Annotated in this window: 23 protein-coding genes; 10 read left to right on the top strand and 13 right to left on the bottom strand. The window is 63.4% G+C overall.

Annotated features, from left to right (window positions below; translation table 11 throughout):
- Positions 1-11 precede the first annotated feature (11 nt).
- From NKH90_RS08430 to puuE, 4 genes are all read right to left on the bottom strand, one after another.
- Positions 12-605 (bottom strand): nucleoside deaminase, encoded by a 594-nt coding sequence (locus NKH90_RS08430; RefSeq protein WP_352540356.1) that lies wholly within the window; start codon positions 603-605, stop codon positions 12-14.
- Positions 605-1,108: an ureidoglycolate lyase gene (locus NKH90_RS08425; protein WP_352818701.1), complete on the bottom strand. Its 504-nt coding sequence runs from the start codon at positions 1,106-1,108 to the stop codon at positions 605-607. Before NKH90_RS08425 ends, NKH90_RS08430 begins: the two co-directional genes overlap by 1 nt.
- The gene (locus NKH90_RS08420) at positions 1,105-1,953 is read right to left on the bottom strand and encodes a bifunctional allantoicase/(S)-ureidoglycine aminohydrolase (RefSeq protein ID WP_502896444.1); all 849 of its coding nucleotides are present in this window, start codon (positions 1,951-1,953) and stop codon (positions 1,105-1,107) included. The genes NKH90_RS08425 and NKH90_RS08420 overlap by 4 nt, the downstream gene beginning before the upstream one ends.
- A 63-nt stretch (positions 1,954-2,016) precedes the next feature.
- Positions 2,017-3,450, bottom strand: coding sequence for an allantoinase PuuE (gene puuE / locus NKH90_RS08415; protein WP_352818699.1), 1,434 nt, complete (start codon positions 3,448-3,450; stop codon positions 2,017-2,019).
- Between the two features lie 173 nt (positions 3,451-3,623).
- Here puuE and uraH point away from each other — a divergent pair, with 173 nt between their 5' ends.
- From uraH to xdhC, 4 genes are all read left to right on the top strand, one after another.
- Entirely contained in the window at positions 3,624-3,998 is a 375-nt protein-coding gene (gene uraH, locus NKH90_RS08410; RefSeq protein ID WP_352469857.1) for a hydroxyisourate hydrolase, read from the top strand.
- A 1-nt stretch (position 3,999) separates the two neighbouring features.
- Positions 4,000-5,481 carry a xanthine dehydrogenase small subunit gene (gene xdhA, locus NKH90_RS08405; RefSeq protein WP_352469858.1) on the top strand — a complete coding sequence of 494 codons (1,482 nt, stop codon included), beginning with the start codon at positions 4,000-4,002 and terminating at the stop codon, positions 5,479-5,481.
- Positions 5,481-7,832 carry a xanthine dehydrogenase molybdopterin binding subunit gene (xdhB, locus tag NKH90_RS08400; RefSeq protein WP_352814115.1) on the top strand — a complete coding sequence of 784 codons (2,352 nt, stop codon included), beginning with the start codon at positions 5,481-5,483 and terminating at the stop codon, positions 7,830-7,832. The genes xdhA and xdhB overlap by 1 nt, the downstream gene beginning before the upstream one ends.
- Before the next feature lie 62 nt (positions 7,833-7,894).
- Positions 7,895-8,884 (top strand): xanthine dehydrogenase accessory protein XdhC, encoded by a 990-nt coding sequence (gene xdhC, locus NKH90_RS08395; protein ID WP_352818806.1) that lies wholly within the window; start codon positions 7,895-7,897, stop codon positions 8,882-8,884.
- An 8-nt stretch (positions 8,885-8,892) separates the two neighbouring features.
- Here xdhC and dps read toward each other — a convergent pair whose 3' ends face one another.
- The 4 genes from dps to NKH90_RS08375 all read right to left on the bottom strand — a co-directional run bounded on the left by dps (position 8,893) and on the right by NKH90_RS08375 (position 12,787).
- Positions 8,893-9,381 (bottom strand): DNA starvation/stationary phase protection protein Dps, encoded by a 489-nt coding sequence (gene dps, locus NKH90_RS08390; RefSeq protein ID WP_352818695.1) that lies wholly within the window; start codon positions 9,379-9,381, stop codon positions 8,893-8,895.
- 146 nt (positions 9,382-9,527) lie between these two features.
- Positions 9,528-10,781, bottom strand: a complete 1,254-nt coding sequence (locus tag NKH90_RS08385; RefSeq protein ID WP_352818692.1) for an LLM class flavin-dependent oxidoreductase — start codon at positions 10,779-10,781, stop codon at positions 9,528-9,530.
- The gene (locus NKH90_RS08380) at positions 10,778-11,791 is read right to left on the bottom strand and encodes an LLM class flavin-dependent oxidoreductase (RefSeq protein ID WP_352818689.1); all 1,014 of its coding nucleotides are present in this window, start codon (positions 11,789-11,791) and stop codon (positions 10,778-10,780) included. The genes NKH90_RS08385 and NKH90_RS08380 overlap by 4 nt, the downstream gene beginning before the upstream one ends.
- Positions 11,792-11,866: 75 nt before the next feature.
- On the bottom strand, positions 11,867-12,787 hold the full coding sequence (locus NKH90_RS08375; protein WP_352452229.1) for a LysR family transcriptional regulator: 921 nt from the start codon (positions 12,785-12,787) through the stop codon (positions 11,867-11,869).
- Between the two features lie 140 nt (positions 12,788-12,927).
- Here NKH90_RS08375 and NKH90_RS08370 point away from each other — a divergent pair, with 140 nt between their 5' ends.
- The 4 genes from NKH90_RS08370 (at position 12,928) to NKH90_RS08355 (ending at position 17,482) form a co-directional block, all read left to right on the top strand.
- Positions 12,928-14,145 (top strand): urate hydroxylase PuuD, encoded by a 1,218-nt coding sequence (locus NKH90_RS08370; RefSeq protein ID WP_352818686.1) that lies wholly within the window; start codon positions 12,928-12,930, stop codon positions 14,143-14,145.
- Between the two features lies 1 nt (position 14,146).
- Complete coding sequence (guaD, locus tag NKH90_RS08365; RefSeq protein ID WP_352818683.1) at positions 14,147-15,460, top strand: guanine deaminase; 1,314 nt, start codon at positions 14,147-14,149, stop codon at positions 15,458-15,460.
- A gap of 74 nt (positions 15,461-15,534) precedes the next feature.
- Positions 15,535-16,041 (top strand): heme-degrading domain-containing protein, encoded by a 507-nt coding sequence (locus NKH90_RS08360; RefSeq protein WP_352697149.1) that lies wholly within the window; start codon positions 15,535-15,537, stop codon positions 16,039-16,041.
- A gap of 175 nt (positions 16,042-16,216) precedes the next feature.
- The gene (locus NKH90_RS08355) at positions 16,217-17,482 is read left to right on the top strand and encodes a glycerate kinase type-2 family protein (protein ID WP_352818680.1); all 1,266 of its coding nucleotides are present in this window, start codon (positions 16,217-16,219) and stop codon (positions 17,480-17,482) included.
- A gap of 1 nt (position 17,483) precedes the next feature.
- Here the strand turns inward: NKH90_RS08355 and NKH90_RS08350 are convergent, their stop codons facing one another.
- The 3 genes from NKH90_RS08350 to NKH90_RS08340 form a co-directional block, all read right to left on the bottom strand.
- On the bottom strand, positions 17,484-18,206 hold the full coding sequence (locus tag NKH90_RS08350; protein ID WP_352470171.1) for a UdgX family uracil-DNA binding protein: 723 nt from the start codon (positions 18,204-18,206) through the stop codon (positions 17,484-17,486).
- A gap of 86 nt (positions 18,207-18,292) precedes the next feature.
- The gene (locus NKH90_RS08345; protein ID WP_352540365.1) at positions 18,293-19,714 is read right to left on the bottom strand and encodes a glutamine synthetase family protein; all 1,422 of its coding nucleotides are present in this window, start codon (positions 19,712-19,714) and stop codon (positions 18,293-18,295) included.
- Between the two features lie 14 nt (positions 19,715-19,728).
- Positions 19,729-21,111, bottom strand: a complete 1,383-nt coding sequence (locus NKH90_RS08340; RefSeq protein WP_352540366.1) for an aspartate aminotransferase family protein — start codon at positions 21,109-21,111, stop codon at positions 19,729-19,731.
- 157 nt (positions 21,112-21,268) lie between these two features.
- On the opposite strand from NKH90_RS08340, the gene NKH90_RS08335 reads away from it, so the two are divergent.
- The gene (locus NKH90_RS08335; protein ID WP_352818675.1) at positions 21,269-21,724 is read left to right on the top strand and encodes a hypothetical protein; all 456 of its coding nucleotides are present in this window, start codon (positions 21,269-21,271) and stop codon (positions 21,722-21,724) included.
- Between the two features lie 8 nt (positions 21,725-21,732).
- Here NKH90_RS08335 and NKH90_RS08330 read toward each other — a convergent pair whose 3' ends face one another.
- Positions 21,733-22,707, bottom strand: a complete 975-nt coding sequence (locus NKH90_RS08330; RefSeq protein ID WP_352818672.1) for a WD40 repeat domain-containing protein — start codon at positions 22,705-22,707, stop codon at positions 21,733-21,735.
- 144 nt (positions 22,708-22,851) lie between these two features.
- On the bottom strand, positions 22,852-23,925 hold the full coding sequence (locus tag NKH90_RS08325) for a CobW family GTP-binding protein (protein ID WP_352818669.1): 1,074 nt from the start codon (positions 23,923-23,925) through the stop codon (positions 22,852-22,854).
- A gap of 197 nt (positions 23,926-24,122) precedes the next feature.
- On the opposite strand from NKH90_RS08325, the gene NKH90_RS08320 reads away from it, so the two are divergent.
- Positions 24,123-24,845 carry an intradiol ring-cleavage dioxygenase gene (locus NKH90_RS08320; RefSeq protein ID WP_352818666.1) on the top strand — a complete coding sequence of 241 codons (723 nt, stop codon included), beginning with the start codon at positions 24,123-24,125 and terminating at the stop codon, positions 24,843-24,845.
- The last annotated feature ends 103 nt before the right edge of the window (positions 24,846-24,948 follow it).

Below are 24,948 nucleotides of genomic sequence, written 5' to 3'. Positions count from 1 at the left end.
GTCAATCCGCGTCAATTCAGCGGTATGTCGTTTTCGGCCTTGCTTGCTTGATAGGCGGCGGACAATTCGTCATAGCGCGCTGATATTGCGCCGATACGCGCTTCCAGCCGCTCGCGCTCGGCATCGGGCAGCGAGCGCACCAATTTGCGGATCGAAAAGCTCTTCCAATAGGCATTCTCGGCATTGTAGCCGCCGGGATCGAGGGTGAAGACCTCTTTCAGGATCTTCAAATCGTGCGGGATGTCGAAGCTGTCGCGCGAGTCTTCGTGGCTGAACAGATAGAAGAAATTGTCGAAGCCGGTCCAGGTGATCGCCGACAGGCAGAGCGAGCAGGGTTCGTGCGTGGCAAGAAAGATCGCGTCCTTGGTGTCGACGCGTTCGGCTTTAGGCATTTCGTAGAAGCGCTTCAGGCAATGCACCTCGCCGTGCCAGAGCGGGTTTTCGGTCTCGTTGTTGGTTTCGGCAAGCACCAGCGAGCGGTCGTCCTTGCGCAGAATGGCCGCGCCGAACAGCTTATTGCCGTGCGCGACGCCTTCGACGGTCTTCGGCACGATGTCGTGCTCGATGACGTCGAGCAGTCGGTCGATCAGCGAAATGTCGGTCATCATCTAATCCCGTCGGGAAGATCGATCTCGTAGGCGTGCGAGAAATGGCACTCTTCGAGATTGGAGCCGTCGCCGCCGCGGTCGACGACCACAAAATCCTGGACATCGCCGATCGGCGTCAGCACTCCGTGCCACAGATTGCGCGGATAGTTGATGCCTTGCCCGGGCGCGGTGATGAAGGCATGCGGCTCGCCCGGGCCCTCTTCGCCGTCATGGCAGACGACGACCAGGAACGGCCGTGGTGACAGCGGGATGAAGGCCTGGCTGCCAAACGGATGGCGCTCCACCATGGTAAGCTTCAACGGCAGCTCATAGGGCGTGCCACGCACCATCGAGATCAGCACGCGCGCATTCGGCCCTCGTGCTTCCGCCGTGGCGAGGTCATGGTAGCGCTCAGCCTTGCCGCCATTGATCGGATAATGGTTGTCGCCGCCCATATCGATGACGTCGCCGAATTCGGCGAAATCCTCGCGGGTCAGCGGCCGCGCGACGATGCGGGTCATGGTGTAGGTCTCACGACGCCGGCGCTGCCAAGCTTGGCGTGGCGGTTGACGTCCTTATAGAGGAGATAGCGGAATTTGCCCGGCCCGCCGGCATAACAAGCCTGCGGGCAGAAGGCGCGCAGCCACATATAGTCGCCGGCTTCGACTTCGACCCAATCCTGGTTGAGACGGTAGACCGCCTTGCCCTCCAGCACATAGAGCCCGTGTTCCATGACGTGCGTCTCGGCGAAGGGAATGACCGCGCCAGGCTCGAGCGTGACGATGGTGACATGCATGTCGTGGCGCATGTCGGCCGGATCGACGAAGCGCGTCGTCGTCCATCGGCCTTCGGTACCCGGCATTGGCGTCGGCGCGATTTCCTGTTCGTTGGCGAAGAACGCTTGCGGCTGGTCGATGCCGTCGACTGCGTCATAAGTCTTGCGGATCCAGTGAAAGCGGACGGCGGCACCGCTTTCATTGCGCACCGTCCACCCGCTCGCCGGCGGCAGGTAGGCAAAGCCGCCCGGCCTTAAGCTATGTTTCTTGTCGGCAAGCGAAACGCATAGCTCGCCTTCGACTACGAACAGGGCACCTTCGGCGGCGGCGTCAAGCTCAGGGCGGTCGCTGCCGCCGCCGGGCGCGAGCTCGACAATGTATTGCGAAAACGTCTCGGCAAAACCCGATAGCGGCCGCGACAGCACCCAGACGCGTGTCCTATCCCAGAACGGCAAGGCGCTGGTGACGATGTCCTGCATCACACCCTTGGGGATGACCGCATAGGCCTGTGTGAACACAGCGCGGCCGGTCAGCAATTCACTCTGGCCGGGATGTCCGCCCTGCGGCGCATAATAGGTTCGCTCGGCCATTTTCATCATATCCATAAATTCAAGCCTGTTGCGGAAGCCAGGGCCCATGGCGGCAGCCAAAGCCTATTGCGGAAGCATGTCCTTGAGACGAAGCAGCGCGATGCGCTCGACCTGTCTGCAGGCGGTTTCGAATTCGACGTCGTGGCTGTTGCCGATACGCGCCTCGAACTCGGCCAGGATCTCCGCCTTGGTCTTTCCTTTCACCGCAATAATGAAGGGGAAACCGAAACTGGTGACGTAGGCGGCATTGAGTTTTGCGAACAGCTCGCGCTCCTTCTCGGTCAGCGCGTCGAGCCCTGCCGAAGCCTGTTCCCTCGACGATTCCGCCGTCAGCCGCTTGGCCTGTGCCAGTTTTCCGGCAAGATCGGGGTGGGCATTGAGCACGGCAAACCGCTCGGCCTCGCTGGCCGCGCGAAACACGCGGCAGAGCGCGTTGTGCAGGCCGCCGGCACTGTCATGGGCCGGGCCGAGCTCCAGCTCATAAGCGCGCTCGGCAACCCACGGCGAATGCTCGAAGACGCCGCCGAATGTGTGGACGAAGGCCTCGAATTCCATTTTCGACGGGCGCAGCGCCGGCAACCGGAACGGATGCGTCTCCTGCCAGTGTTTTGCAATGTCGATGCGTCGTGCCAGCCAGACCTTGTCATGCGATTTGACGTAGTCGATGAAGCGCTTCAGTGCCGCGACCCGGCCCGGCCGCCCAACCAGGCGGCAGTGCAGGCCGATATTCATCATGCGCGGCCGCCCTGCCTTGCCCTCGGCATAGAGCATATCGAAACTATCCCTGAGATAGGCAAAGAACTGGTCGCCCGAGTTGAAGCCCTGCGGCGTGGCAAAGCGCATATCGTTGGCGTCGAGCGTGTAGGGGATGACCAGCTGCGGCTTCGCCGACCCGTCCGGTGCCGCATGCTTGAACCAGTAGGGCAGTTCGTCGTCATAGGTGTCCGACACATAGTCGAAGCCGCCCTCTTCCGCCGCCAGCCGCACCGTGTTGATCGAGGTGCGGCCGGTGTACCAGCCGGTCGGCCGCGCTCCTGTCACCTCATAATGCAGCCGGATCGCCGCCTCCATGTCGTGGCGCTCGTCTTCCGGGGGATGGTCGCGGTAGTCGATCCATTTCAGCCCGTGCGAAGCGATCTCCCAGCCGGCCTCCTGCATCGCCGCAACCTGGTCGGGCGAACGCGCCAGGGCCGTGGCGACGCCATAGCAGGTGATCGGCACCTGTGCCTCGCTGAACAGGCGCAGCAATCGCCAGAAGCCGGCTCGGGCGCCGTATTCGTAGATCGATTCCATGTTCCAGTGGCGCTGGCCGGGCCAGGGCGCGGCGCCGACGATCTCCGACAGGAAAGCCTCCGAAGCCTTGTCGCCGTGCAGGACGCAATTCTCGCCGCCCTCTTCGTAATTGACGACGAACTGCACCGCGACATGCGCCCCGCCGGGCCATTTCGGATCCGGCGGATTGGCTCCGTAGCCGCGCATGTCTCGTTCGTAACGCATTCTCGCTCCTGCCGGAAATTGTAATCAGGATAGTCGAAAGGAGTGCCTGCGCATTCCCCCGAAATTTTTGAAAGTGTTTTTGTCGCGCTCCGCTCGACCGGGACTTATGCATCGCCTTTAATTGGCGCACAATTCATGAATAGTGTTCGACCGTTCAGGGAATGGAGCAGCCAGTGGCGGAAACGTCGAAAGCCGAAGGCGGGCGCCTGACGACCCACGTCCTCGACACTGCGGCCGGCAAACCGGCGGCCGGTCTGTCGATCGAGCTCTATCATCTTGACGGTCAGGCCCGGACGCATCTGAAAACGGTCGTCACCAATCACGACGGCCGTTGCGATGCTCCGCTGCTTGCCGGCGCTGAATTCCGCACCGGCGAATACGAGCTGGTCTTTGCGGCCGGCGATTATCTGCGCGGGCAAGGGACAAAACTGGCGGAACCGGCCTTCCTCGACCATGTGCCGATCCGCTTCGGTATGGCCGAGCCGATGCACTATCATGTGCCGCTGCTTCTGTCGCCGTACGGCTATTCGACCTACCGGGGAAGCTGAGATGGCAGGGATCAAGACACGCAACGAAATCCGCTTCATCCTCAATGGCGAGGACGTCGCGCTCGGCACGGTTGCACCGGACCAGACCCTGCTCGACTGGCTGCGGCTCGACCGCTCGCTGCGCGGCACCAAGGAAGGTTGCGCCGAGGGCGACTGTGGCGCCTGCACGGTGCTGGTCGGCAGGCTCTCCGGTGGAACACTGGTCTATGAAAGCGTCAATGCCTGCATCCGCTTCCTTGGCTCGCTAGACGGCACGCATATCGTGACCGTCGAGCATCTGCGCGGCGACGCAGGAAAACTGCATCCCGTGCAGCAGGCCATGGTCGATTTCCACGGCTCGCAATGCGGCTTCTGTACACCGGGTTTCGTCATGTCGCTTTATGCTCTGTGGATGCGGGCGCCGGAGCCGTCGGACGCCGCCATCGAAAAGGCGCTGCAAGGCAATCTCTGCCGCTGCACCGGCTACGAGGCGATCATGCGCGCGGCGCGTGCCATCTCCAGCTACGGCACGGCGGCAAAGGATCCGTTGGCGGCGGAGCGCAAGGCAGTCACGGCCAAGCTCGAAGCGATGAAGGACGGTTCGCGCATCGAGATCGGCTCCGGCAACAAGCGGCTGATCGTGCCGGCCAATGCCGACGATCTGGCCAGCGTACTCGTCAAGGAGCCGGGCGCCACTATCGTCGCGGGTTCGACCGATGTCGGCCTTTGGGTGACCAAGCACATGCGCGATATTGCGCCGGCGGTTTTCATCGGCAATCTCGATGGTCTGTGCGGGATTTCCGAGGACAAGGGCGTCATCTCGATCGGCGCCGGTGTCACCTATAGCGAAGCCTTCTCGACGCTGGCGAAACGCATCCCGGCGCTCGGCCCGCTGTTCGACCGCATCGGCGGCGATCAGGTGCGCAACATGGGCACCATCGGCGGCAATATCGCCAACGGTTCGCCGATCGGCGACACGCCGCCGCCGCTGATCGCACTCGGTGCCCGCCTGACGCTGCGCCGCGGCGACAAGCGGCGGACGATCCCGCTCGAGGAGTTTTTCATCGCCTATGGCAAGCAGGACCGGCAGCCCGGCGAATTCGTCGAGGCCGTGCATGTTCCGGTGCCGGGCAGCGAGACGAAATTTGCCGTCTACAAGATCACCAAGCGCCGCGACGAAGATATCACAGCAGCGCTAGGCGCGTTTTTCCTGAAGCTCGCCGAGCATGGCACGGTGGCGGATGTGCGCATCGCCTATGGCGGCATGGCGGCAACGCCGAAGCGAGCCTTTGGCGTCGAAAAGGCATTGCTTGGCAAGCCCTGGACGGAAGCGACGGTCGAGGCGGCGATGGCCGCGTATGCCGGCGATTTCACGCCGCTAACCGACATGCGGGCAAGCGCCGAATACCGGGCGCTGGCGGCGCGCAACCTGCTGCTGCGCTTCTTTGCCGAAACCACCGGCACCCGGGCGCCGATCCAGGTATCACGGCACGAGGCGGCATGATGAACAAGCACGCCACGCCAAACCTGAAGGCGCAAAAAATCGCCGGCGGCGTCGCCACCGACCAGCGCCATGATTCCGCGCACAAGCATGTCAGTGGCACGGCCGTCTATATCGACGACATGCCGGAACCGGCCGGCACGCTGCACGGCTGCCTTGGGCTTTCGACGGCGACGCATGCCACCATCACCAGCATGGACCTGTCGGCGGTGCGCGCCGCACCCGGCGTCATCGACGTGCTGACGGCGAGCGACGTGCCAGGCGAGAACGACATTTCGCCGACCGGCCGTCACGACGAGCCGGTGCTGGCCGACGGCAAGGTGCAATTCTTTGGCCAACCGATCTTCTGCGTCATTGCCGAAACCCGCGAGCAGGCGCGCCGTGCAACGAGGCTGGCCAAGGTCGAATACAAGGAATTGCCGTTCGTCGCCGATGTCGGTGAGCTCGATCCCCGGAAAGATAAGCTGGTCACGCCGCCGCTGACGCTGAAGCGCGGTGATGCAGCGGCTGCGATCAATGCGGCGCCGCGCCGGCTGAAGGGAAAAATGCGCATAGGCGGCCAGGAGCATTTCTATCTCGAAGGTCATATCGCCTTGGCCATCCCTGGCGAGGACCACGACGTCACCATCTATTCCTCGACCCAGCACCCGAGCGAAATCCAGCACATGGTCAGCCACGCGCTCGGTGTTCCGAGCCATGCGGTGACGGTGGAAATCCGCCGGATGGGCGGCGCTTTCGGCGGTAAGGAAACGCAAGGCAATCAGTTTGCGGCATTGGCCGCTATCGCCGCGAAGAAACATCATCGGGCCGTGAAAATCCGGCCTGACCGCGACGACGACATGATCGCCACCGGCAAACGCCACGATTTCCTCGTCGACTACGAGGTCGGCTTCGACGACCAGGGCAATATTCTGGGCGTAGATTTCATGTTCGCGGCGCGCTGCGGCTTCTCGGCCGACCTCTCCGGCCCGGTCACTGACCGCGCGCTGTTCCATTGCGACAACACCTATTTCTGGCCGGCGGTGCACGCGCAATCGGCGCCGCTCTACACCAACACGGTATCGAACACTGCCTTTCGCGGCTTCGGCGGCCCGCAAGGCATGGTCGGCGCCGAGCGCGTCATCGACGAAGTCGCGTTTGCCGTCGGCAAGGACCCGCTCGAAATCCGCAAGAAGAATTTCTACGGCACCAGCGACCGCAACATCACGCCCTATCACCAGATAGTCGAGGACAACATCATCCACCGCATCGTCGCCGAGCTGGAGGCGAGTTCCGACTATGCGAGGCGCCGCCGCACCATCGATGCTTTCAATGCCAACAGCCGCTTCATCAAGCGCGGACTGGCGCTGACGCCGGTCAAGTTCGGCATCTCGTTCACCGCCACCCACTACAACCAGGCCGGCGCGCTGGTGCATGTCTATACCGACGGTTCGGTGCATCTGAACCACGGCGGCACCGAGATGGGGCAGGGCCTCTATGTCAAGGTGGCGCAGGTTGTGGCGGAAGAGTTCCAGATCGACCTCGATCAGGTCAAGATCACCGCGACGACGACCGGCAAGGTGCCGAATACCTCGGCCACCGCCGCGTCTTCCGGCTCCGATCTCAACGGCATGGCGGCGCAGAATGCCGCCCGCCAGATCAAGGACCGGTTGACCAATTTTGCCGTCGAGAGATACCAGGTGCCGCGCGACCAGGTGCTGTTCCTGCCCAACCGCGTGCGCATCGGCAACCAGGAGATCGCCTTCGCCGATCTCGTCAGGCAGGCTTATATGGCGCGCATCCAGCTTTCGGCGGCGGGTTTCTACAAGACGCCGAAAATCCATTGGGACCGCGACAAGGGCGAGGGCCATCCCTTCTACTATTTCGCTTACGGCGCCGCGTGCTCGGAAGTGTCTGTCGACACGCTGACCGGCGAATATATCGTCGAGCGCACCGACATCCTGCACGAAACCGGCCGCTCGCTGAACCGCGCCATCGACCTCGGCCAGATCGAGGGCGGCTTCATCCAGGGCATGGGCTGGCTGACAACGGAGGAACTGTGGTGGGACGACAAGGGGCGGCTGCGCACCCATGCGCCATCGACCTACAAGATCCCGCTCGCGTCGGACCGGCCGAAGATTTTTAATGTGACTTTGGCCGACTGGGCGCAAGCAGGCGAGCCGACGGTGTACCGCTCCAAGGCGGTCGGCGAGCCGCCCTTTCCGCTCGCAATGTCGGTGCTGCATGCGCTGTCGGACGCAGTGGCGAGCGTTGCCAGCCACAAGATCTGCCCGCGCCTCGACCCGCCGGCCACGCCGGAGCGTGTGCTGATGGCGATCGAACGGCTGAAGCGGGAAGCCAAAACCGGCACTTGAATCCCGGAAAACGTGCAATTCAGGCCGAAAAACTCTATATTTCCCGATAGGGAACGCAAATGATGAACGCGAAAGTGCAGAGCCTGAAAGCCTTTCTTGCCGGCGCCGGCCGGGTCGCCTTCGTTGAGGTGGCCCGGACAAAAGGTTCGACGCCGCGCGAGACGGGTGCCTTCATGCTCGTCTCAGGATCGGCCACTTTCGGTACGATCGGCGGCGGCCAGCTCGAATACATGGCGATCGACAAAGCGCGACAGATGCTTTTCTCCCCCCTTGAGGGGGAGATGGCCGCGGAGCGGCCAGAGGGGGTCGTCTCAGAAGGTACCGCCAGCGCGTCGAGCACTGCCGCGGCGACCCCACCCGGCGGCTTCGCCGCCACCCTCCCCTCAAGGGGGAGGGATATCCGCGCCACCCTCGACATCGCGCTCGGCCCGGACATCGGGCAGTGCTGCGGCGGCAGGGTCGAGCTGCTGATCCAGCTAGTCGACCCCACGCTTGAAGCCAAGCTGGTTGCGGCGGCGGAAACCGAGGAAGCGCAGCGACCGCATGTCTACATCCTCGGCGGCGGCCATGTCGGCCAGGCGCTGGCCTCCGCGATGGCCTTGCTGCCGGTGCATGTCGTCGTTGTCGAGACGCGAGCCGAGGCGCTCAAAGGCATGCCGGAAGCGGTCGAAACCAAGCTGACGCCGATGCCTGAGGCGATGGTGCGCGAAGCCCCGGCTGGATCCGCCTTCGTCGTCCTTACACATGACCACGCGCTGGACTTCCTGATCGTCGCCGAGGCTCTGAAACGCCGGGATGCCGCCTATGTCGGCATGATCGGCTCCAGAACCAAGAAGGCGACGTTCCGGAACTGGTTCCTGAAATCGGCGGACGGAAGCGAGGCGGAATTTGCCCGCCTCGTCTCGCCGATCGGCGGCGATGCGGTGAAAGACAAGCGCCCGCAAGTCATTGCAGCGCTCGCCGCGGCCGAGATTATGACGGCGTTGGCCGGCCATGCGGCGGCACCGTCCGCTCAGTCCAAAGCCCCTCACCGCAAGGCGATGGCCGGCTGACGTTTTGGCTATTCGTTCTCCTGCGTGTGCGCCTCAAGGAACCACAGCAATTTGTCGAGCGAGCGTGAATAGGCTGTGAAGATGTCGGCGGTGTCGGCATCGCCCGCGCCGGCCGCCTCGTCGATCGCCGCGCGTGCCCGCTTGGCGGTTGCGGCATAGCGGTCGATCAGCGCCGCCAGATGATCCCGGGTCTTGTGGATGTCGGTCGGATAGGCCTCGAGCATAGTCGCCTTCGACACCTCTTGCGATGTGCCGAGCGCCGTCCCGCCGAGCTGTACGGCGCGCTCGGCAATGGTGTCGACATGGCCGTCGAGCTCCTCGCGGAACGTGTCGAGCATCTCGTGGATGGCGATGAATTGCGGTCCCTTGACGTTCCAGTGCGCCTGCTTGGTGATCAAGGCCAGATCGATGGCGTCGGCGAGGCGGGCATTGAGAAGATCGATACACTCTTTCTTGGCATTGGATTGCAGGTCGTTGCGGGTGGCGATGGCATCCATGATCGGCTCCTGTGGCGGTTGCGTCCGCTTGGTTTGAAGAGGGCGAAGTTTGTGGAAGGTCAATCGAACATGCGCGCAGACGCCCTCATCGCCGCGCGGCACAGCATCCCAAAACGGCGATCTCCGACTTTCGTTCCGCGCGTCGTTTATGCCGGCCTTTTCAAGCCCAGATGGTCGCGCAGCGTGCGGCCTTCATAATCCGTACGGAACAGCCCGCGCCGCTGTAGCTCCGGCACGACTAGTGTGGCAAAGGCATCGAGTTGGCCGGGAAAATAGGATGGCATGACGTTGAAACCGTCTGCGGCGCCGCCCTCGAAGCGTGCCTCGAGCTCGTCGGCGATCTGGGCGGGCGTTCCGACGACGCGCCAATGGCCGCGCGCGCCGGCGAAATGACGGGCAAGCTGGCGAATGGACAGCTTATCGCGGCGTGATTGCTCGATGACGAGCGCCTGCCGGCTCTGCATGCCTTCGCTGGCCGGCAGCTCGGGCAGCGGTCCGTCGATGGGATAGCGCGCGAGATCGGATATGCTGAGATAGCTGGAAAGCAGCGCGACACCGACATCGTCCGGTATCAGCTCCTGCAGTTCATCATGTTTTGCCCGGGCTTCCGCTTCGCTTGCCGCGACGACCGGCGCGACGCCAGGCATGATCTTGAGGTCGTCCGGCTCGCGCCCATAGGCCGTCAGCCGTCCCCTGAGGTCGTCGTAGAAGGCCTTCCCCTCCTCGAATGTCTGCGCCGCAGTGAACACCACATCGGCGGTCCGGGCGGCGAGATCGCGGCCTTCGTCCGACGCTCCCGCCTGAACCATGACCGGCGCACCTTGTGGCGAGCGCGGCAGATCGAGCGGGTCGCGCACCGAAAAGCTTCTGCCTTCGTGTCCGCCCTGGCCTTGCCAAAGGCCAGCAACCACGGCAGCGAATTCGCGCGCCCGTTCGTAGCGGTCGGCATGCGGGCGCAGACCGGTCGAGCCGAAATTGGCGGCCTCGATCTGGCTGGCGGAAGTGACAAGGTTCCAGCCGGCACGGCCGCCGCTCAGGTGGTCGAGCGACAGGAAGGTTCGCGCCAGCCCGTAAGGCTCGTTATAGCTCGTCGACGCCGTTGAGACGAGGCCGATGCGCTCCGTCTGCACCGCGAGCGCCGCAAGCAGGCTGATCGGCTCGAAGCCGATCGAGCGTGAGGTCTGGCTGGCGATATCGACATTGGCCTCACGCACGCCGGCGGCGTCCTCGCAGAAGATCATGTCGAACTTCGCCGCTTCCGCCGTCCGCGCCAGCTGGATGTAGTGATCGATGTCGATGCCGGCCGTGACATGCGCCTGCCGATGGCGCCAGGCGGCGATGTGGTGGCCTGTCGCCCACAGGAAGGCGCCGAGCTTCATCTGGCCTCGACCGGCGCTCATTGCCGATCCTCCCCTGCAAGCCCGAGATGGGCGCGCAGTGTCGCCGCGCTGTAGCCGGACCGGACAAGGCCGCGGCGGCGAAGCTCCGGCAGCACGAGACCGACGAAATCGTCGAGCGCCGATGTGAACGGCATGGCGATGATGAAACCGTCGCAGGCTTTCGAGCGAAAGCACTCTTCGAGCCTGTCCGCAAACAGGTCCGGCGCGGCGGTTATTTCGGCGCTGACGGTAACGTTCATCAGCACTTTCAGCGCCTCCGGACTGCGCCCGAAGGCAAGCGCACGACGCTTCAGATCGGCAGCCTTCGCCAGCTCGATCGATGCCTCATCCAGCAGGACGACATCGGCGGTACGGGCGGCGATATCCGTGTCGGGCCCGAACAGGCCGGACATGACCAGCACCGGCGTGTCCTGCGGCGACCGCGCCACGTTGAGCGGTCCGCGCACGGAAAAATATTCGCCCTTGTGGTCGAGCAAATGCATCTTTTCAGGATCGAAGAAGCGGCCGCCACTTTTGTCGAACAGCAGCGCGTCTGCGTCCCAGCCTTTCCACAAGCCTTGCACGATGCCGATGAATTCCTCGACGCGCAGGCGGAAATCGTCGCCGGAAAACCCTTCCGGCCGGCTGAAATTGGCCGCCTCGCGCGGATCGGGAAACATGCTCGCGTTCCAGCCGGCGCGGCCATGGCTGATAATATCGAGCGAGGCGAAACGGCGTGCGAGGTTGTAGGGCTGGTGGGCGACCGTCGACGCCGCGGCGGCAAGGCCGATCCTGCTTGTCACCGTAGCCAGCGCTGCCACCAAGGTCGTTGCTTCGAAGCGCATTTGCCGGTTCGGCCCGCCTGCAACCGGCGCGGAATCGGCGAGCAACACCATATCCAGACCGGCCGCTTCGGCTTCTTGCACGAACCGCGTCAGCAGACTGAAGTCCGAGCCGGCGTCGGGCGGATGGGAAGGGGCGGCTTCCGGAGACAGTGAAACGGCGAGACACATTGTGGCGCCGTTGGCCATCGCTTTTCCCTGTTGAGCGAGATTCCTTGAGAATTATCTCGCCGGCTGGACGGAAAGCAACCGGCCAGCCGGCGATCATTTGCCGGCCAGAATATCCCTGATCAGCCGCTGGCAGCGCTCGGCCATGAAATCGAGCAGCAGCCGCACCTTCGGATCCTGCAGCTTCTTATGAGGGTAGACGGCGGCGAACTGCACCGGCGTCGGCGGCGTGTTGCTCAGGATCACCTTCAGCCGCTGGTCGCGGATAAACGGCTCGACCTCGAAGCGCGGCTTGTTGATGATGCCGCGGCCGGACAGCGCCCAGCCGGTCAGCACGTCGCCATCATCGGTATCGTAGGGGCCGTGCACCTCGAACTTTTGCGGCCCATTCGGCGTCTGCAGCGTCCAGACATATTCGCGCGCGCCGGAATAGCGCAGCATCAGGCAATCGTGTTTCTTGCCGATCAACTCCTGCGGCTCGGTCGGCTCGCCGCGCACGTCCAGATATTGCGGAGCCGCTACCAGCACGCGTTCGCAGTCCATGATGCCGCGCATCCTGAGGCTGGAATCCTCGATGATGCCCAGCCGGAAGGCAACGTCGATGCCTTCCTTCATGATATCGACATTGTGGTCGGATAACCGGAGCCGCACCTCGATATCGGGGTATCTGTCGTGGAAATCCGGGATGCCGGATGCCACCAGCCGCCGCCCGAGGCCGAGCGGCGCTGTCACCTTTATGGTGCCGCGCGGCTGCCCGGATAACGCGCTGACCGCCGCTTCCGCCTCGGTGACCGCCTCCAGCACCTGCTTGGCGCCGGAGTAGAACACCGTCCCGTGCTCGGTCGGCATCAACTGCCGCGTCGTACGGTTGAACAGCCTTACGCCCAGGTGCTTCTCGAGCTCCTTGATCCGGTTGGAAGCGACCGCCGGCGAAATGCGCATGTCGCGCCCAGCCGCCGACAAATTGCCGAGCTCGACGACGCGGACGAAAACGGCGATGTTGTCGAGATAGGCCATGCGGCTTCCGTGGCTCTCGTGTGGCTGCGTATGATCAGCCTAGTATTTTCCAATTTTTTTTGAAAGTCATCGTGCAGCTCGGCCCTTTCCGTTTGCGCTCCAGTCCGTAAAGTCAGTGGATCGGCAGGGACGATTTTTTCATGATGGATTTCGCGATATTCTGGGATTGGGTGAGTTTCGCCGTGCGCTGGCTGCACGTCGTCACCGGTATCGCCTGGATTGGATCGTCCTTTTATTTCGTCGCGCTCGATCTCGGGCTGCGCCAGCGTCCGGGCATGCCTGCCGGAGCCTTCGGCGAGGAATGGCAGGTGCATGGCGGCGGCTTCTACCATGTGCAGAAATATCTGGTGGCGCCGGCTGAGATGCCCGAGCATCTGACCTGGTTCAAGTGGGAATCCTACGCCACCTGGCTGTCGGGCTTCGCCATGCTGTGCGTCGTCTACTATGCCGGGGCGGACCTGTTCCTGATCGATCCGAATGTCCTTGCCATGTCGGTGCCTACAGGCATCTTGCTGTCGCTGGCGACGATCGGCGTCGGCTGGGTGGTCTACGATCTCTTGTGCCGTTCGCCGCTCGGCAACAGCGACACCGGCCTGATGCTGGTGCTGTATGGGGTGCTGGTATTCATGGCCTGGGGACTGACCCACCTGTTCACCGGCCGCGCCGCCTTCCTGCATCTCGGCGCCATCACCGCGACGATCATGTCGGCCAACGTTTTCATGGTCATCATCCCCAACCAGAAGATCGTCGTCGCCGACCTGATCGCTGGCCGTAAGCCCAATCCGAAATACGGCAAGATCGCCAAGCAGCGCTCGCTGCACAACAATTACCTGACGCTGCCGGTTTTGTTCCTGATGCTGTCGAACCATTATCCGCTGGCGTTCGGCACAGAGTTCAACTGGGTCATTGCCTCGCTGGTGTTCATCATCGGCGTGCTGATCCGGCACTATTTCAATACCAGGCACGCGCGCAAAGGCAATCCGACCTGGACCTGGCTGGCCGCCGCCGTCCTGTTCGTCGTCATCATCTGGCTGTCGACGGCACCGAAGCTGCTGACCGGCGAGGTCAAAACGTCCTCGGCGGCACAGGTCTACGTCGCCTCGGCGCATTTTCCCGCCGTGCGTGATACAGTGCTTGGCCGCTGTTCGATGTGCCATGCGGCGGAGCCGTCCTACGAGGGCATTTACCACGCGCCTAAGGGCGTGATGCTCGATACCGATGCCGGCATCGCCGAGCACGCCGGCGAGATCTACCTGCAGGCCGGACGCAGCCACGCCATGCCGCCCGCCAACGTCACCCAGATCACCGACAAGGAACGGGCACTGCTGGTAGCCTGGTTCGAAGGCGCGGGGAAATAGCATGACCAGCACGCTGCTGCGCGGCCGCACGCTGTCGTTTTTGCGCTGGCCAGAAACCATCGACGACCATTCCGCCTGGCGCTACGAGCAAGATGGCGGCCTGCTGATGCGCGACGGAAGGATCGTTGCCGCTGGCGCCTATGCCGAGGTCGAGAAAAAGGCGGGCGAGGGAACAAAAAAGATCGACCACAGGCCACATCTGCTGCTGCCCGGGTTCATCGATGCGCATGCACATTTTCCGCAGATGCAGGTCATCGCTTCCTTCGGCGCCGAACTGCTCGACTGGCTGAACACCTACACTTTTCCGGAAGAGACCAAATTCCAGAACGCCCAGCATGGCCGCCGTATCGCCAGGCTGTTCCTGGATGAAGTGTTGCGCCACGGCACCACGACAGTCGCGGCCTATTGCTCGGTACACAAGGAATCTGCCGAAGCGTTCTTTGCAGAGTCGCACGACCGCAACATGCTCAACATCGCCGGCAAGGTGATGATGGACCGCAACGCGCCGGACGGCGTGCTCGACACGCCGCAATCGGGCTATGACGACAGCAAGGCGTTGATCGATGAGTGGCACGGCAAGGGGCGCCAGCACTATGCCATCACGCCGCGCTTCGCCATCACCTCGTCGCCCGAGCAATTGGAGATGGCGGGCGCGCTCTGCCGCGAATATCCTGATCTGCACATGCAGACGCATCTGTCGGAAAACCACGCCGAGATCGCCTTCACGCAGCAATTATACCCGCAGACGCGGGACTACACCGACATCTACGAACACTATGGGCTGCTCGGGCGCAGAAGCCTGTTCGGCCATTGCATCCACCTGTCGGAGCGCGAGGCGGATGCGCTTTCGGATAGCGGCTCGGTGGCGGTGTTCTGCCCGACCTCCAACCTGTTTCTCGGCTCGGGCCTGTTCGATTATCAGCGCTATAGCCGCCGCGAGAAGCCGCTTCGCATCGCCGCCGCCACCGATGTCGGCGGTGGCACCAACTATTCGATGCTGCGCACCATGGACGAGGGCTACAAGGTGATCGCGCTGAACGGCGAGAAGCTCAATCCGTTCCAGTCCTTCTGGCAGCTGACCCGCGGCAATGCCGAGGCGCTGTCGCTTGCGGAAAGGATCGGCACCCTGGAGGAAGGCAGCGACGCCGATATCATCGTGCTCGACGCCCGCGCCACGCCGGCGATGCGGCTGCGGGTGGAGACGGCGGACACGCTCGCCGAGGAATTGTTTCTGCTGCAGACGCTCGGCGATGACCGCGCCGTGCGCGAGGTCTATGTCGCCGGCCGGGCGGCCAAGGCGGATATAGCGGTTTAGCCGTCGTATGCGGCCGGCTTGACCGGGCGGCAGCCATCCGCCAAAGCAACAGGCGAGATCGACAGGGGAACGACATGGCCGTTGCGGACGACATCGCTCTGATCAAGAAACAGGAAGCCACGCTTGTCTTTTCGGCCTTCGACGAAGCCGTCGCTTTCGAGATCGGCTCGGCGATCCGCGACCGGGCTCTCAAGGAAAACCTGCCGATCATCGTCGATATCAGAACTTTCGACCGGCCGCTGTTCTATGCGGCAATGCCCGGCTCGAACGCCTCCAATCCGGACTGGGCGCGGCGCAAGATCAACGTCGTGCGGCGGTTCCTGAAAAGCACCTACCGCATTGTGCTGGAGCAGCAGCGCCCCGACCGCAGCTTCAAGCCCGGCGAAGGGCTGGACGTTGCCGACTATGTGCTGGCCGGTGGCGGCTTTCCCATCACTGTCAAGGGCGCTGGCGTGATCGGCGTGATCGCCGTCTCCGGTCTACCGGAGCGCGAGGACCACGGAGTGGTCGTCGATACGCTGTGTAGCTACTTGGGCGTCGATAGCCAGGAGTTGGTCCTGCCGCCGGAAGCAACATCGTGACGTTGGCGCTGCCCCTCATCCGCCTGCCGGCACCTTCTCCCCGCGTAGTGACGGGGAGAAGGGAAACGCTCCAACGCTGGCGATCCCCTCTCCCCGTCTCTATACGGGGAGAGGGTAAGGGTGAGGGGCAGCGCAAACGCCGCAGAAGCTCGCACAGCGTCCGTGGTAGCTCAGTATGACCGCGCTCGATCCCAAGTCCTTTCTCATTTCGATCTTCAACGCCGCCGTTGCCGCCGCCGATCCCCAGAGGACGATCAAGGATCATTTGCCCGCAAGGCCGAAGGGACGGACCATCGTCATCGGTGCAGGAAAAGGCTCGGCGCAGATGGCGGCGGCTTTCGAGAAAGTGTGGGACCGGCCGATCGAAGGGCTGGTCGTCACCCGCTACGGCTATGGCGCGGCCTGCCGGCGCATCGAGATCATCGAGGCGGCGCATCCGGTGCCGGATGCCGCGGGGCTAGAAGCTTCCCGGCGGCTGCTCGAAAAGGTCCAGGGACTGACTGCGGACGACCTCGTCGTGGCGCTCATTTCGGGCGGCGGCTCGGCGCTGCTGCCGTCACCTGCCGAAGGTCTGACGCTGGCCGATGAGATCGCCGTCAACCAGGCGCTGCTCGCCTCCAGCGCGCCGATCGCCGCGATGAACACCATCCGCAAACACCTTTCCACGATCAAGGGCGGCAGGCTGGCAGCCGCTGCCTATCCAGCCAAGGTGGTGTCGCTGGTGGTCTCCGACATTCCGGGCGATAACCCGGCGCTGGTCGCTTCCGGCCCGACCGTTCCCGATTCCGGCAGCCGCGAAGATGCATTAGCGTCGATCGCCGCCCATGACATGAAACTACCGGCTTCAGTGATGGCGCACATCAATTCGCCGGCCGCCGATGCACCGCGCGTCGATGATCCGCGTTTTTCGCGCAACGAGGTACATCTGATCGCCTCGGCCGGCGTATCGCTGGAAGCGGCTGCGGCCGAAGCCAGGTACCAAGGTATCGAAGCGGTCATTCTCTCCGATTCCATCGAGGGCGAGGCGCGTGAGGTCGGCGGCGTCCACGCTGCAATCGCGCGCGAAGTGGCGACGCGCAACCGGCCATTCGCAAAACCGGTGCTGATCCTGTCGGGCGGCGAGACGACCGTGACCTTGCGCGCGAAAGGCAAAGGCGGCCGCAACTCGGAATTCCTGCTCGCCTTCGCCATTGGGATCAGCGGCCTGGCGGGCGTCCACGCACTGGCCGCCGACACCGACGGCATAGACGGTTCGGAAGACAATGCCGGCGCCTTCGCCGACGGCTCGACAGTGTCGCGGATGCATAAGGCGGGCATCGATGCCAAGGCCATGCTTGCCGGCAACAACGCCTGGACGGCATTCAATGCCGTAGATGACCTTTTCGTACCCGGTCCGACCGGCACAAACGTCAACGATCTCAGGGCGATATTGATCAAATAGCTCAGGCGGCCATCAGCTTTTTCACCGCTCTCATATCCTGCAGGAACCGGTCGCGTTCTGCCTGCCTGTCCGCCGGCTCGCGAATGCGCAGGATGAAGGACGGGTGGATGGTGACGAAGACACGCAAGCCATCGTCACGCTCCACGACGGCCCCGCGCATCTTCATGATCGGCACCACCTTGCCGAGCAGCGCCTGCGCCGCCGTTGCGCCGAGCGCCACCGCCAGATTGGGCTTGATCAGATCGATTTCCTTGTCGAGCCACCAGCGACAAGCCTGCACCTCGCCGGCGTTCGGCTTGGAGTGGATGCGCCGCTTGCCGCGCGGCTCGAACTTGAAATGCTTGACTGCGTTGGTGACGTAGACTTTCAGCCGATCGACGCCGGCATCGTCCAGGATCGCGTCGAACACCTTGCCCGCCGGACCGACGAAGGGCTTGCCCGCCAGGTCCTCCTGGTCGCCCGGCTGTTCGCCGACGAAGATCACCTTGGCTTTATCAGGGCCTTCACCGAACACGGTCTGCGTGGCGTCGTGCCATAGCGGACAGCGGCGGCAGATCTTGGCCGTTTCGCGCAGTTCAGGAATCGTCCTGGCGTCGATTTCTGTCGTTTCCGGAGACTTGCTTGCAGGCAAGCGTCTTGCCTGCACTTTGGCATGGTGCGGCGTCGGGGTTGTCTGCATCCTGGCGATCATGACTAAGGCGGCCTTGCTCGCTCCTGCAATCAGACACGCAATGAGCAAAGCCCGCCGAAGGTTCCGCTGAAATTATTCCGCATGGGCCTTCACCGGCGGATGGCCGACGATGTGATGCCCTACACCTCGTGCAGATAGAGGTGATAATCCAGTTCGCTGACCGTGCGCGCCACGCGCAGATATTCCGACTGCTTGATCGCCACGAACGTCCGGTGCAGGTCTTCGCCCAATGCGCCCTTGAGGAAGGTCGACGCCCTTGCCGCCTCGATCGCGGCACGCCAGTCGACCGGCATCGTCGTGCGCGTGACGGCTGATTCGTAGCCATTGCCGGTGGTTTCGGGACCGGGATCGAGGCCTTCGTCGAGGCCTTTGACGACACCGGCCAGCACCGTTGCCGCCACCAGGTAAGGATTCGCGTCGACGCCCGATGGCCGGTGCTCGATGCGGCGGTTCCTGGCATCGCCGGCCGGCACACGCAGTGCCACCGAACGGTTGTTGACGCCCCAGGTCGGCGCCACCGGCGCATAGGATTGCGAGACGAAGCGCCGCCATGAATTGGCGTGCGGCGCGAAGACCAGCATCGATTCCGCCATCGTCTGGATCAGTCCGCCGAGGCCGCGCAGCAGCGGCAGCGACCAGCTTTCGCCGCCGGTTTCGGCAAAGACATTCTTGCCGGCATCGTCTAGCAGCGAGACGTGAAAATGCATGCCCGAGCCGGCATATTTCTCGATCGGCTTGGCCATGAAGCAAGCGGTGACACCATGACGGCGCGCCTGCGCCCGCACCAGTCGCTTGAGCATGACGAGATCGTCGGCCGCCCGCATCACATCCTTGCGGTAGTTGAGCGTCAGCTCGTACTGGCCGGGCGCATATTCCGAGATGACCGTCTCGGCCGGGATGCCTTGCACCTTGGCTGCGGCGTAGATGTCGGAAAACAGCGGCTCCATGCCGTGCAGATGGTCGACGGAATAGACCTCAGTCTTGGCCGAGCGGCGTCCGTCAAGCACCGCGTGCGCCGGCTGCACCTTGCCTTCGGCGTCGCGCTCGTTGGCGAGCAGGAAGAATTCGAGCTCGAAGGCGCCGGCCGGATGCAGGCCCTGGGCCGCGAGGATGTCTACCTGGCGGGCGAGTGCCAGCCGCGGGTCGGACGACATCGGCTGGCCATCGAGATGGTACATCGCCATCAGCACCTGACCGCGCGGCGGCTGGGTGCCGAACAGCGGCACCAGTGTGCCGGGGATCGGCCACGCCCGCAGGTCGCCGTCGCCCGTCGTCCAGATCAGCCCGGTCTCGTGAACATCCTCGCCGGTGATGTCGAGGCCGAGGATCGAGATCGGCATGTGCCGGCCCCCCTCGAAGATGCTCATCAACTCATGCCGGCGCACGATCTTGCCGCGCCCGACGCCATTGGCGTCGGTCAGCACGATGTCGAACGCTTCGATCTCGGGATGAGCGTCGAGAAAGGCCAGCGCCTCGGCGGGCGTCGAGCCCGAAGGGGATGCCGTGACCAGGTTCAAACTTTGCTTGGGCGCTTGTTTCATGCCGCAAGCTTGTCTCACGCCGTAAGCTTTGCCGCAACCGCGCCGAAGGCAGTGATCAGCCGGTTCACCTGGGCGGCGCTGGTCGCAGGAGAGATCAGCATCATGTTGTGGAAGGGTGCGATCAGCACGCCGCGATTGACCAGCGCGACATGGATTGCCGCCTCGAGCTCCGGCACGTGCGCAGCCTCCGCTTCGCCGCCGTTCCTCAGCGGGCCCGGCGCGCAGATGAACTCGACACGGGCACCGACGCGAGCAACATGCCAGGGCAGACGATAGCGATCGATGACGGCGGTCAGCCCGGCGTCGAGCCGCCGCGCCAGATTGTCCATATGGCTGTAGTTCTCGTCGGTCATGACATATTCGAGCGTGGCGCGCATCGCTGCGAATTGCAGCGGATTGGCCGACAGCGTTGTCCCCATGCCGGAGTAGCCGGGCTCTTTCCGGCTGATATAAGCGGCATAGCGGGCCGCAACGTCTTCGCTCATGCCCCAGACGCTCGCCGGTACGCCGCCGGCAATCGGCTTGCCTAGCACGAACAGGTCCGGCTCCAGCCCGTATTTGCTTGTATAGCCGCCGGGACCGGTCGAGATTGTATGCGTCTCGTCGATTAGAAGCAGCGTGCCGGTCGCACGGGTGAGACGCCGCAAGCCATCATGAAAGCCGGCTTCGGGCAGCACCATGCAGGAATTGGTCAGCACCGGCTCGGCGATGACGCAGGCGACATCGTTGCCCCGGAGTGCCGCGTCGAGCGCCGGCAGATCGTTGAATTCGACGACATCAGTCGCCCGCGTCAGGTCGCGGAACTCGCCGGCCAGTCCCGGTCGATTCACCGCTTTCCCGGCGACCAGCCGCACCATCGTCTCGTCGACCGAGCCATGATAGCAGCCGTTGAAGACCAGTATCTTCTCCCGGCCGGTAACGGCGCGGGCAACCCGCAGCGCGAAGCGGTTGGCATCGGTCGCCGTCGTCGCGATCTGCCAGAATGGCAAGCCGAAACGCTGCTGCAGCAGCGGCCCGATGGCGAGGGCGTTCTCGGCAGGCAGCATGTAGGTCAGGCCGCGTCCGGCCTGCCTGCGGATGGCGCGTGCGACCGGCGGCGGCGAATGACCGAACATCGAGCCGGTGTCGCCAAGGCAGAAATCGTCGAGCCGGTTGCCGTCGATATCTCTGATGATGGCGCCCCTGGCACTATCGACAAGGATCGGGAACGGCGTCGGCCAGTCGTTCATCCAATGCATCGGCACGCCGCCGAAGAAGCCGGGCAGGCCATTGCCGATTTTCGCCATCGATTTCGGCCGCGCCCGGCAGAAGACTTCTGCCTCGGTCGCGCGCAACTCGGCGATCCGGGCCGGGCCGATGCCGCCGATGGAAGTCTTTGCATGGTTCATGACGTTCATGGCGGCCCTCTCAGTCGCACATTAGACAATCGGCGGCCGCTACCGCAATTGGCCGGGCGGCTGCCCTGTGTTGGGTCAGCGGTCATTTGAATGAAAACAGGCGCTTGACCGCGAGCCGCCTTCGGGCGCCAATGGTACTTCGGCTGGAGGGCATAAGATGGTGCGGGCGACCGTCTGCGCAACAACGCTGCTGTCGTCGGTTGGTGCGGCTCTGGCGTCCGGCGGCATCTGGTGTTCCGCCGAGGATGCAGCCGTCAAATTTCAGATCGGTGCCGGGGTCACCAGAGGCATGGGCGGGCCGACCTTCAATTTTAGCGGCGAGCTCGAGATTCTGGGCAGGCCGGCTGCCGACAGTCTGCGCAAGACGGTGTTCGAGGATCAGAACCTCACGCAATATTGGCTCGACAACAAGGAATTGCGGCTGCTCGTCTACCACGAACGGCAGGTCGAAAACGCCTACGGCTACGTCGAACTGGCGATCCTGACCAAGGTCAGCGACGAAGGCGTCTATGACGGCCGCTATTTGCTCTCAATCTATGATGGAACGGCCGAGGCCGAAAAGGACGGCAAGCAGGCTGAATTGACCGGCAAAGTATCTTGCGGAGCCGAGTAAGTAACAGGCTACGCCGAAATATCGATGACGCCGCAGTCGCCAGCAGCGCTGCCAAAGGCGACGCGGCGCTCTTCCTTGTCCCACATCATCGAAGTGACGGCGCCCTTGCCGGGCCGGCGCAACAGCACTTCCTTGGCGTCGGCGAAGCGCACCGCCATCACCATCCCGTCATCATAGCCGATAGCAACGACGTCCTGGCTCGGGTGACAGGCGACGGAGGTGACCATCGCATTGCCGCGCGTGCCGAGTTCCAGCGGCGCCTTGCCCATCGGCCCGTCCTTGCCCGAAAACGGCCAGACGATCGCCGCCGGCGCGCCGGAACTCGCCAGCCATTTGCCCTTGGCGCTCCACGACAGGCTTTTGACCTTGCCGGGGTAGCCGGACATGCGCATGTGCTTGCCGTCGGCGAGCTTCCAGCCATGTAGCGCGTTTTCCTGCATGGTGGTGACGAGGAAGCCGCCGTCCGGCGAGAAGGTGATGCCGGTGTGGGCGCCGGCCCATTCGAGCTCGACCGGCCTGCCGTCGGCAGCCGGGAAGTGCAGCGTCGCGCCATTGTAGCGGGCAACGCCGAAGCGCATGCCCTTGGGCGAGAAGGCAAGCCCCTCGACTGAGCGCGGATGCGAGAATTCCCTGGTTTTACCGTCGGCAAAGCGCACATAGGCAATCTTGCCCGAAGCATAGGCAACAGCGCCTTGCGGCCCGGCGGCGACGCTGGTTATCCATTTTTTGCCTGCGGTCGCCAATTCCGTTGTATTGCCGCCTGGGGTCACGGCAAAGATCCTGCCGTCCTCACCACCGGTGATCAGTCGGTCGTTTGCCGCATCATGGAAGGCGGCGAGCATTCCGTCATTGGCCTGCACCGTCTTGTGGCCGTGGTCGAGCCGATGGATTGTGCCGTCGGCCAGCGCAAAATGCGGCACGTCGCCGAGAAACACGGCGGCGAGGCAGTGGCCTTCGAGATCGAGCGGGGCGACTGTCGGCATGAGAGATCATTCCGTTCGAGATTTCTGCTGCCTCACCCTTAAGGGGTTGAGCTGCGGGTCTCAACCCGTGCTTCGGATCGTGGTGAGGAGAGACCGCCAGCGTTTAGGCTGCACTTCTCCCAGAAGGAAGAAAGGGCAGCTAAATCAAGCGGCCTGGCAGGCCTCGAAGCTTGTCTTCAGTCGCTCGGCGTCGAGTTCGCGGCCGATGAACACCAGCCGGCTCTCGTGCTTCTCGTTGTCCTTCCAGGCGCGCTGGTGGTCGCCCTCGATGATCATGTGCACACCCTGGATGACATAGCGCTCGTCATCGCCTTTCAGCGCAATGATCCCTTTCAGCCGCAGGATGTTCGGGCCTTCCATTTGGGTGACCTTCTCGATCCACGGGAAGAACTTTTTCGGGTCCATCTCGCCGCCGCGCAGCGACACCGACTGCACAGTCACGTCATGGATGTCGGAAGGGTGCGCATGATGATGCCCGTCATGATCGTGGTGATCATGGCCGTCGTGATCATGGTGATGGTGGTCATGATCATGATCATGATCATGATGGTCGTGATCGTCATGCGCCTCGAGGAAGTGCGGATCGTTCTCCAGCGCCCGGGACAGGTCGAACGCACCGCGATCGAGCACCTCGGACAGCGCCACGCTGGCGCGCGTGGTGCGATGGATTCGTGCCGCCGGGTTGATGGCGCGGATCGTCGCCTCCACCTTGCTCAGCTCTTCGGGGGTGACCAGATCGGTCTTGTTGAGCACGACGACATCGGCAAAGGCGATCTGGTCCTCGGCCTCGCGGGAATCCTTGAGGCGCAGCGGCAAGTGCTTGGCGTCGACCAGCGCCACCACCGCATCGAGCCTGGTCTTCGAACGCACGTCGTCGTCCATGAAGAAGGTCTGCGCCACCGGCACGGGATCGGCGAGGCCTGTGGTCTCGACGAGGATGGCGTCGAAGCGGCCAGGCCTGCGCATCAGGCCTTCGACGACGCGGATCAGGTCGCCGCGCACGGTGCAGCAGACGCAGCCATTGTTCATCTCGTAGATTTCCTCGTCGGATTCCACGATCAGCTCGTTGTCGATGCCGATCTCGCCGAATTCATTGACGATGACGGCGTAGCGCTTGCCATGGTTTTCCGAAAGGATGCGGTTGAGCAGTGTCGTCTTGCCGGCGCCGAGATAGCCGGTGAGGACGGTTACGGGGATCTGCGTCTGTGCGTCGCTCATATTGTGCCTCGAATAGGGATTGTCGGCTCCATATAGGATGTGTGCTCGGCTTTTGCACGAGGCAAACCGGTGGGCCAAAGAGGGGCTGGTATTGCCGAACTTTCCTCACATTACCGAACTTTCATTGGCGCCGCCTGACAGCGGGCCCTAGATAGGCGGGGTCATTTACGGAGCTGTTCGCGTTGAAGAGGCGCCAGATGTCCGACAAGTCCTTGCCACTAAGCCGTCGGCAGGCGCTCGGTCTCGTTGCGGTTACCGCTGGCGGCATATTCCTGCCCGCCGGTGCAAGGGCCGGGCAGGTTTCGCCCTATGCCGGGCTTGCTTTGTTCGAGGCCGGTGCCGGCGTCTGCGCCATCACGCCCGAGGTCACCGAAGGGCCGTTCTATTTCGACCCGAAGCTCGAACGCGCCGACATCACCGAGGGCAAGAAGGGCATCGCCCTCAATGTGCGGCTGCAAATCGTCGACGCCGCCTGCCGCCCGCTTCCCGGCGCACGCGTCGATATCTGGCATTGCGATGCCCAGGGCGCCTATTCCGGATATCCCGGACAGGGCGACGGGCAGGATATCGACACGTCCGGCCAGAGCTTTCTCCGCGGCTGGCAGAGAACCGATGAAAGCGGCATCGCTTCTTTCGCCACCATCTATCCCGGCTGGTATCGTGGCCGCACCACCCACATCCATTTCAAGATCTTCCCCGACGACCGCTCGGTGATGACCGGCCAGATGTTCTTCCCCGACAGCCTCAGCGAGCAGATATTCGCCACCGTCGCGCCCTATAAAGATCGCCCCGGCAAACGCGATACATCGAACGCGCGGGACGGCATTGCGCGGCAGGCCGGGCCGCTGTCGCAGGCAGCGCTGCGGGAAATGGCGGACGCCTATCAGGCGTTGATGGTGGTCGCGGTGAAACCTGGTTGAGAACACCTCGTCACGTCCCCATCCAGCCATTGCGGAAAGTCGTTTGTCATCTAACTGAAATAAACATCTGGCATTAGCCACGGCGAACACCGCGAAGCTTGCC

The sequence above is a fragment of the Mesorhizobium sp. M0898 genome (assembly GCF_040319695.1).
In the GTDB taxonomy this organism is placed as follows: Bacteria; Pseudomonadota; Alphaproteobacteria; order Rhizobiales; family Rhizobiaceae; genus Mesorhizobium.
This window is presented reverse-complemented; position numbering and strand designations above follow the sequence as displayed.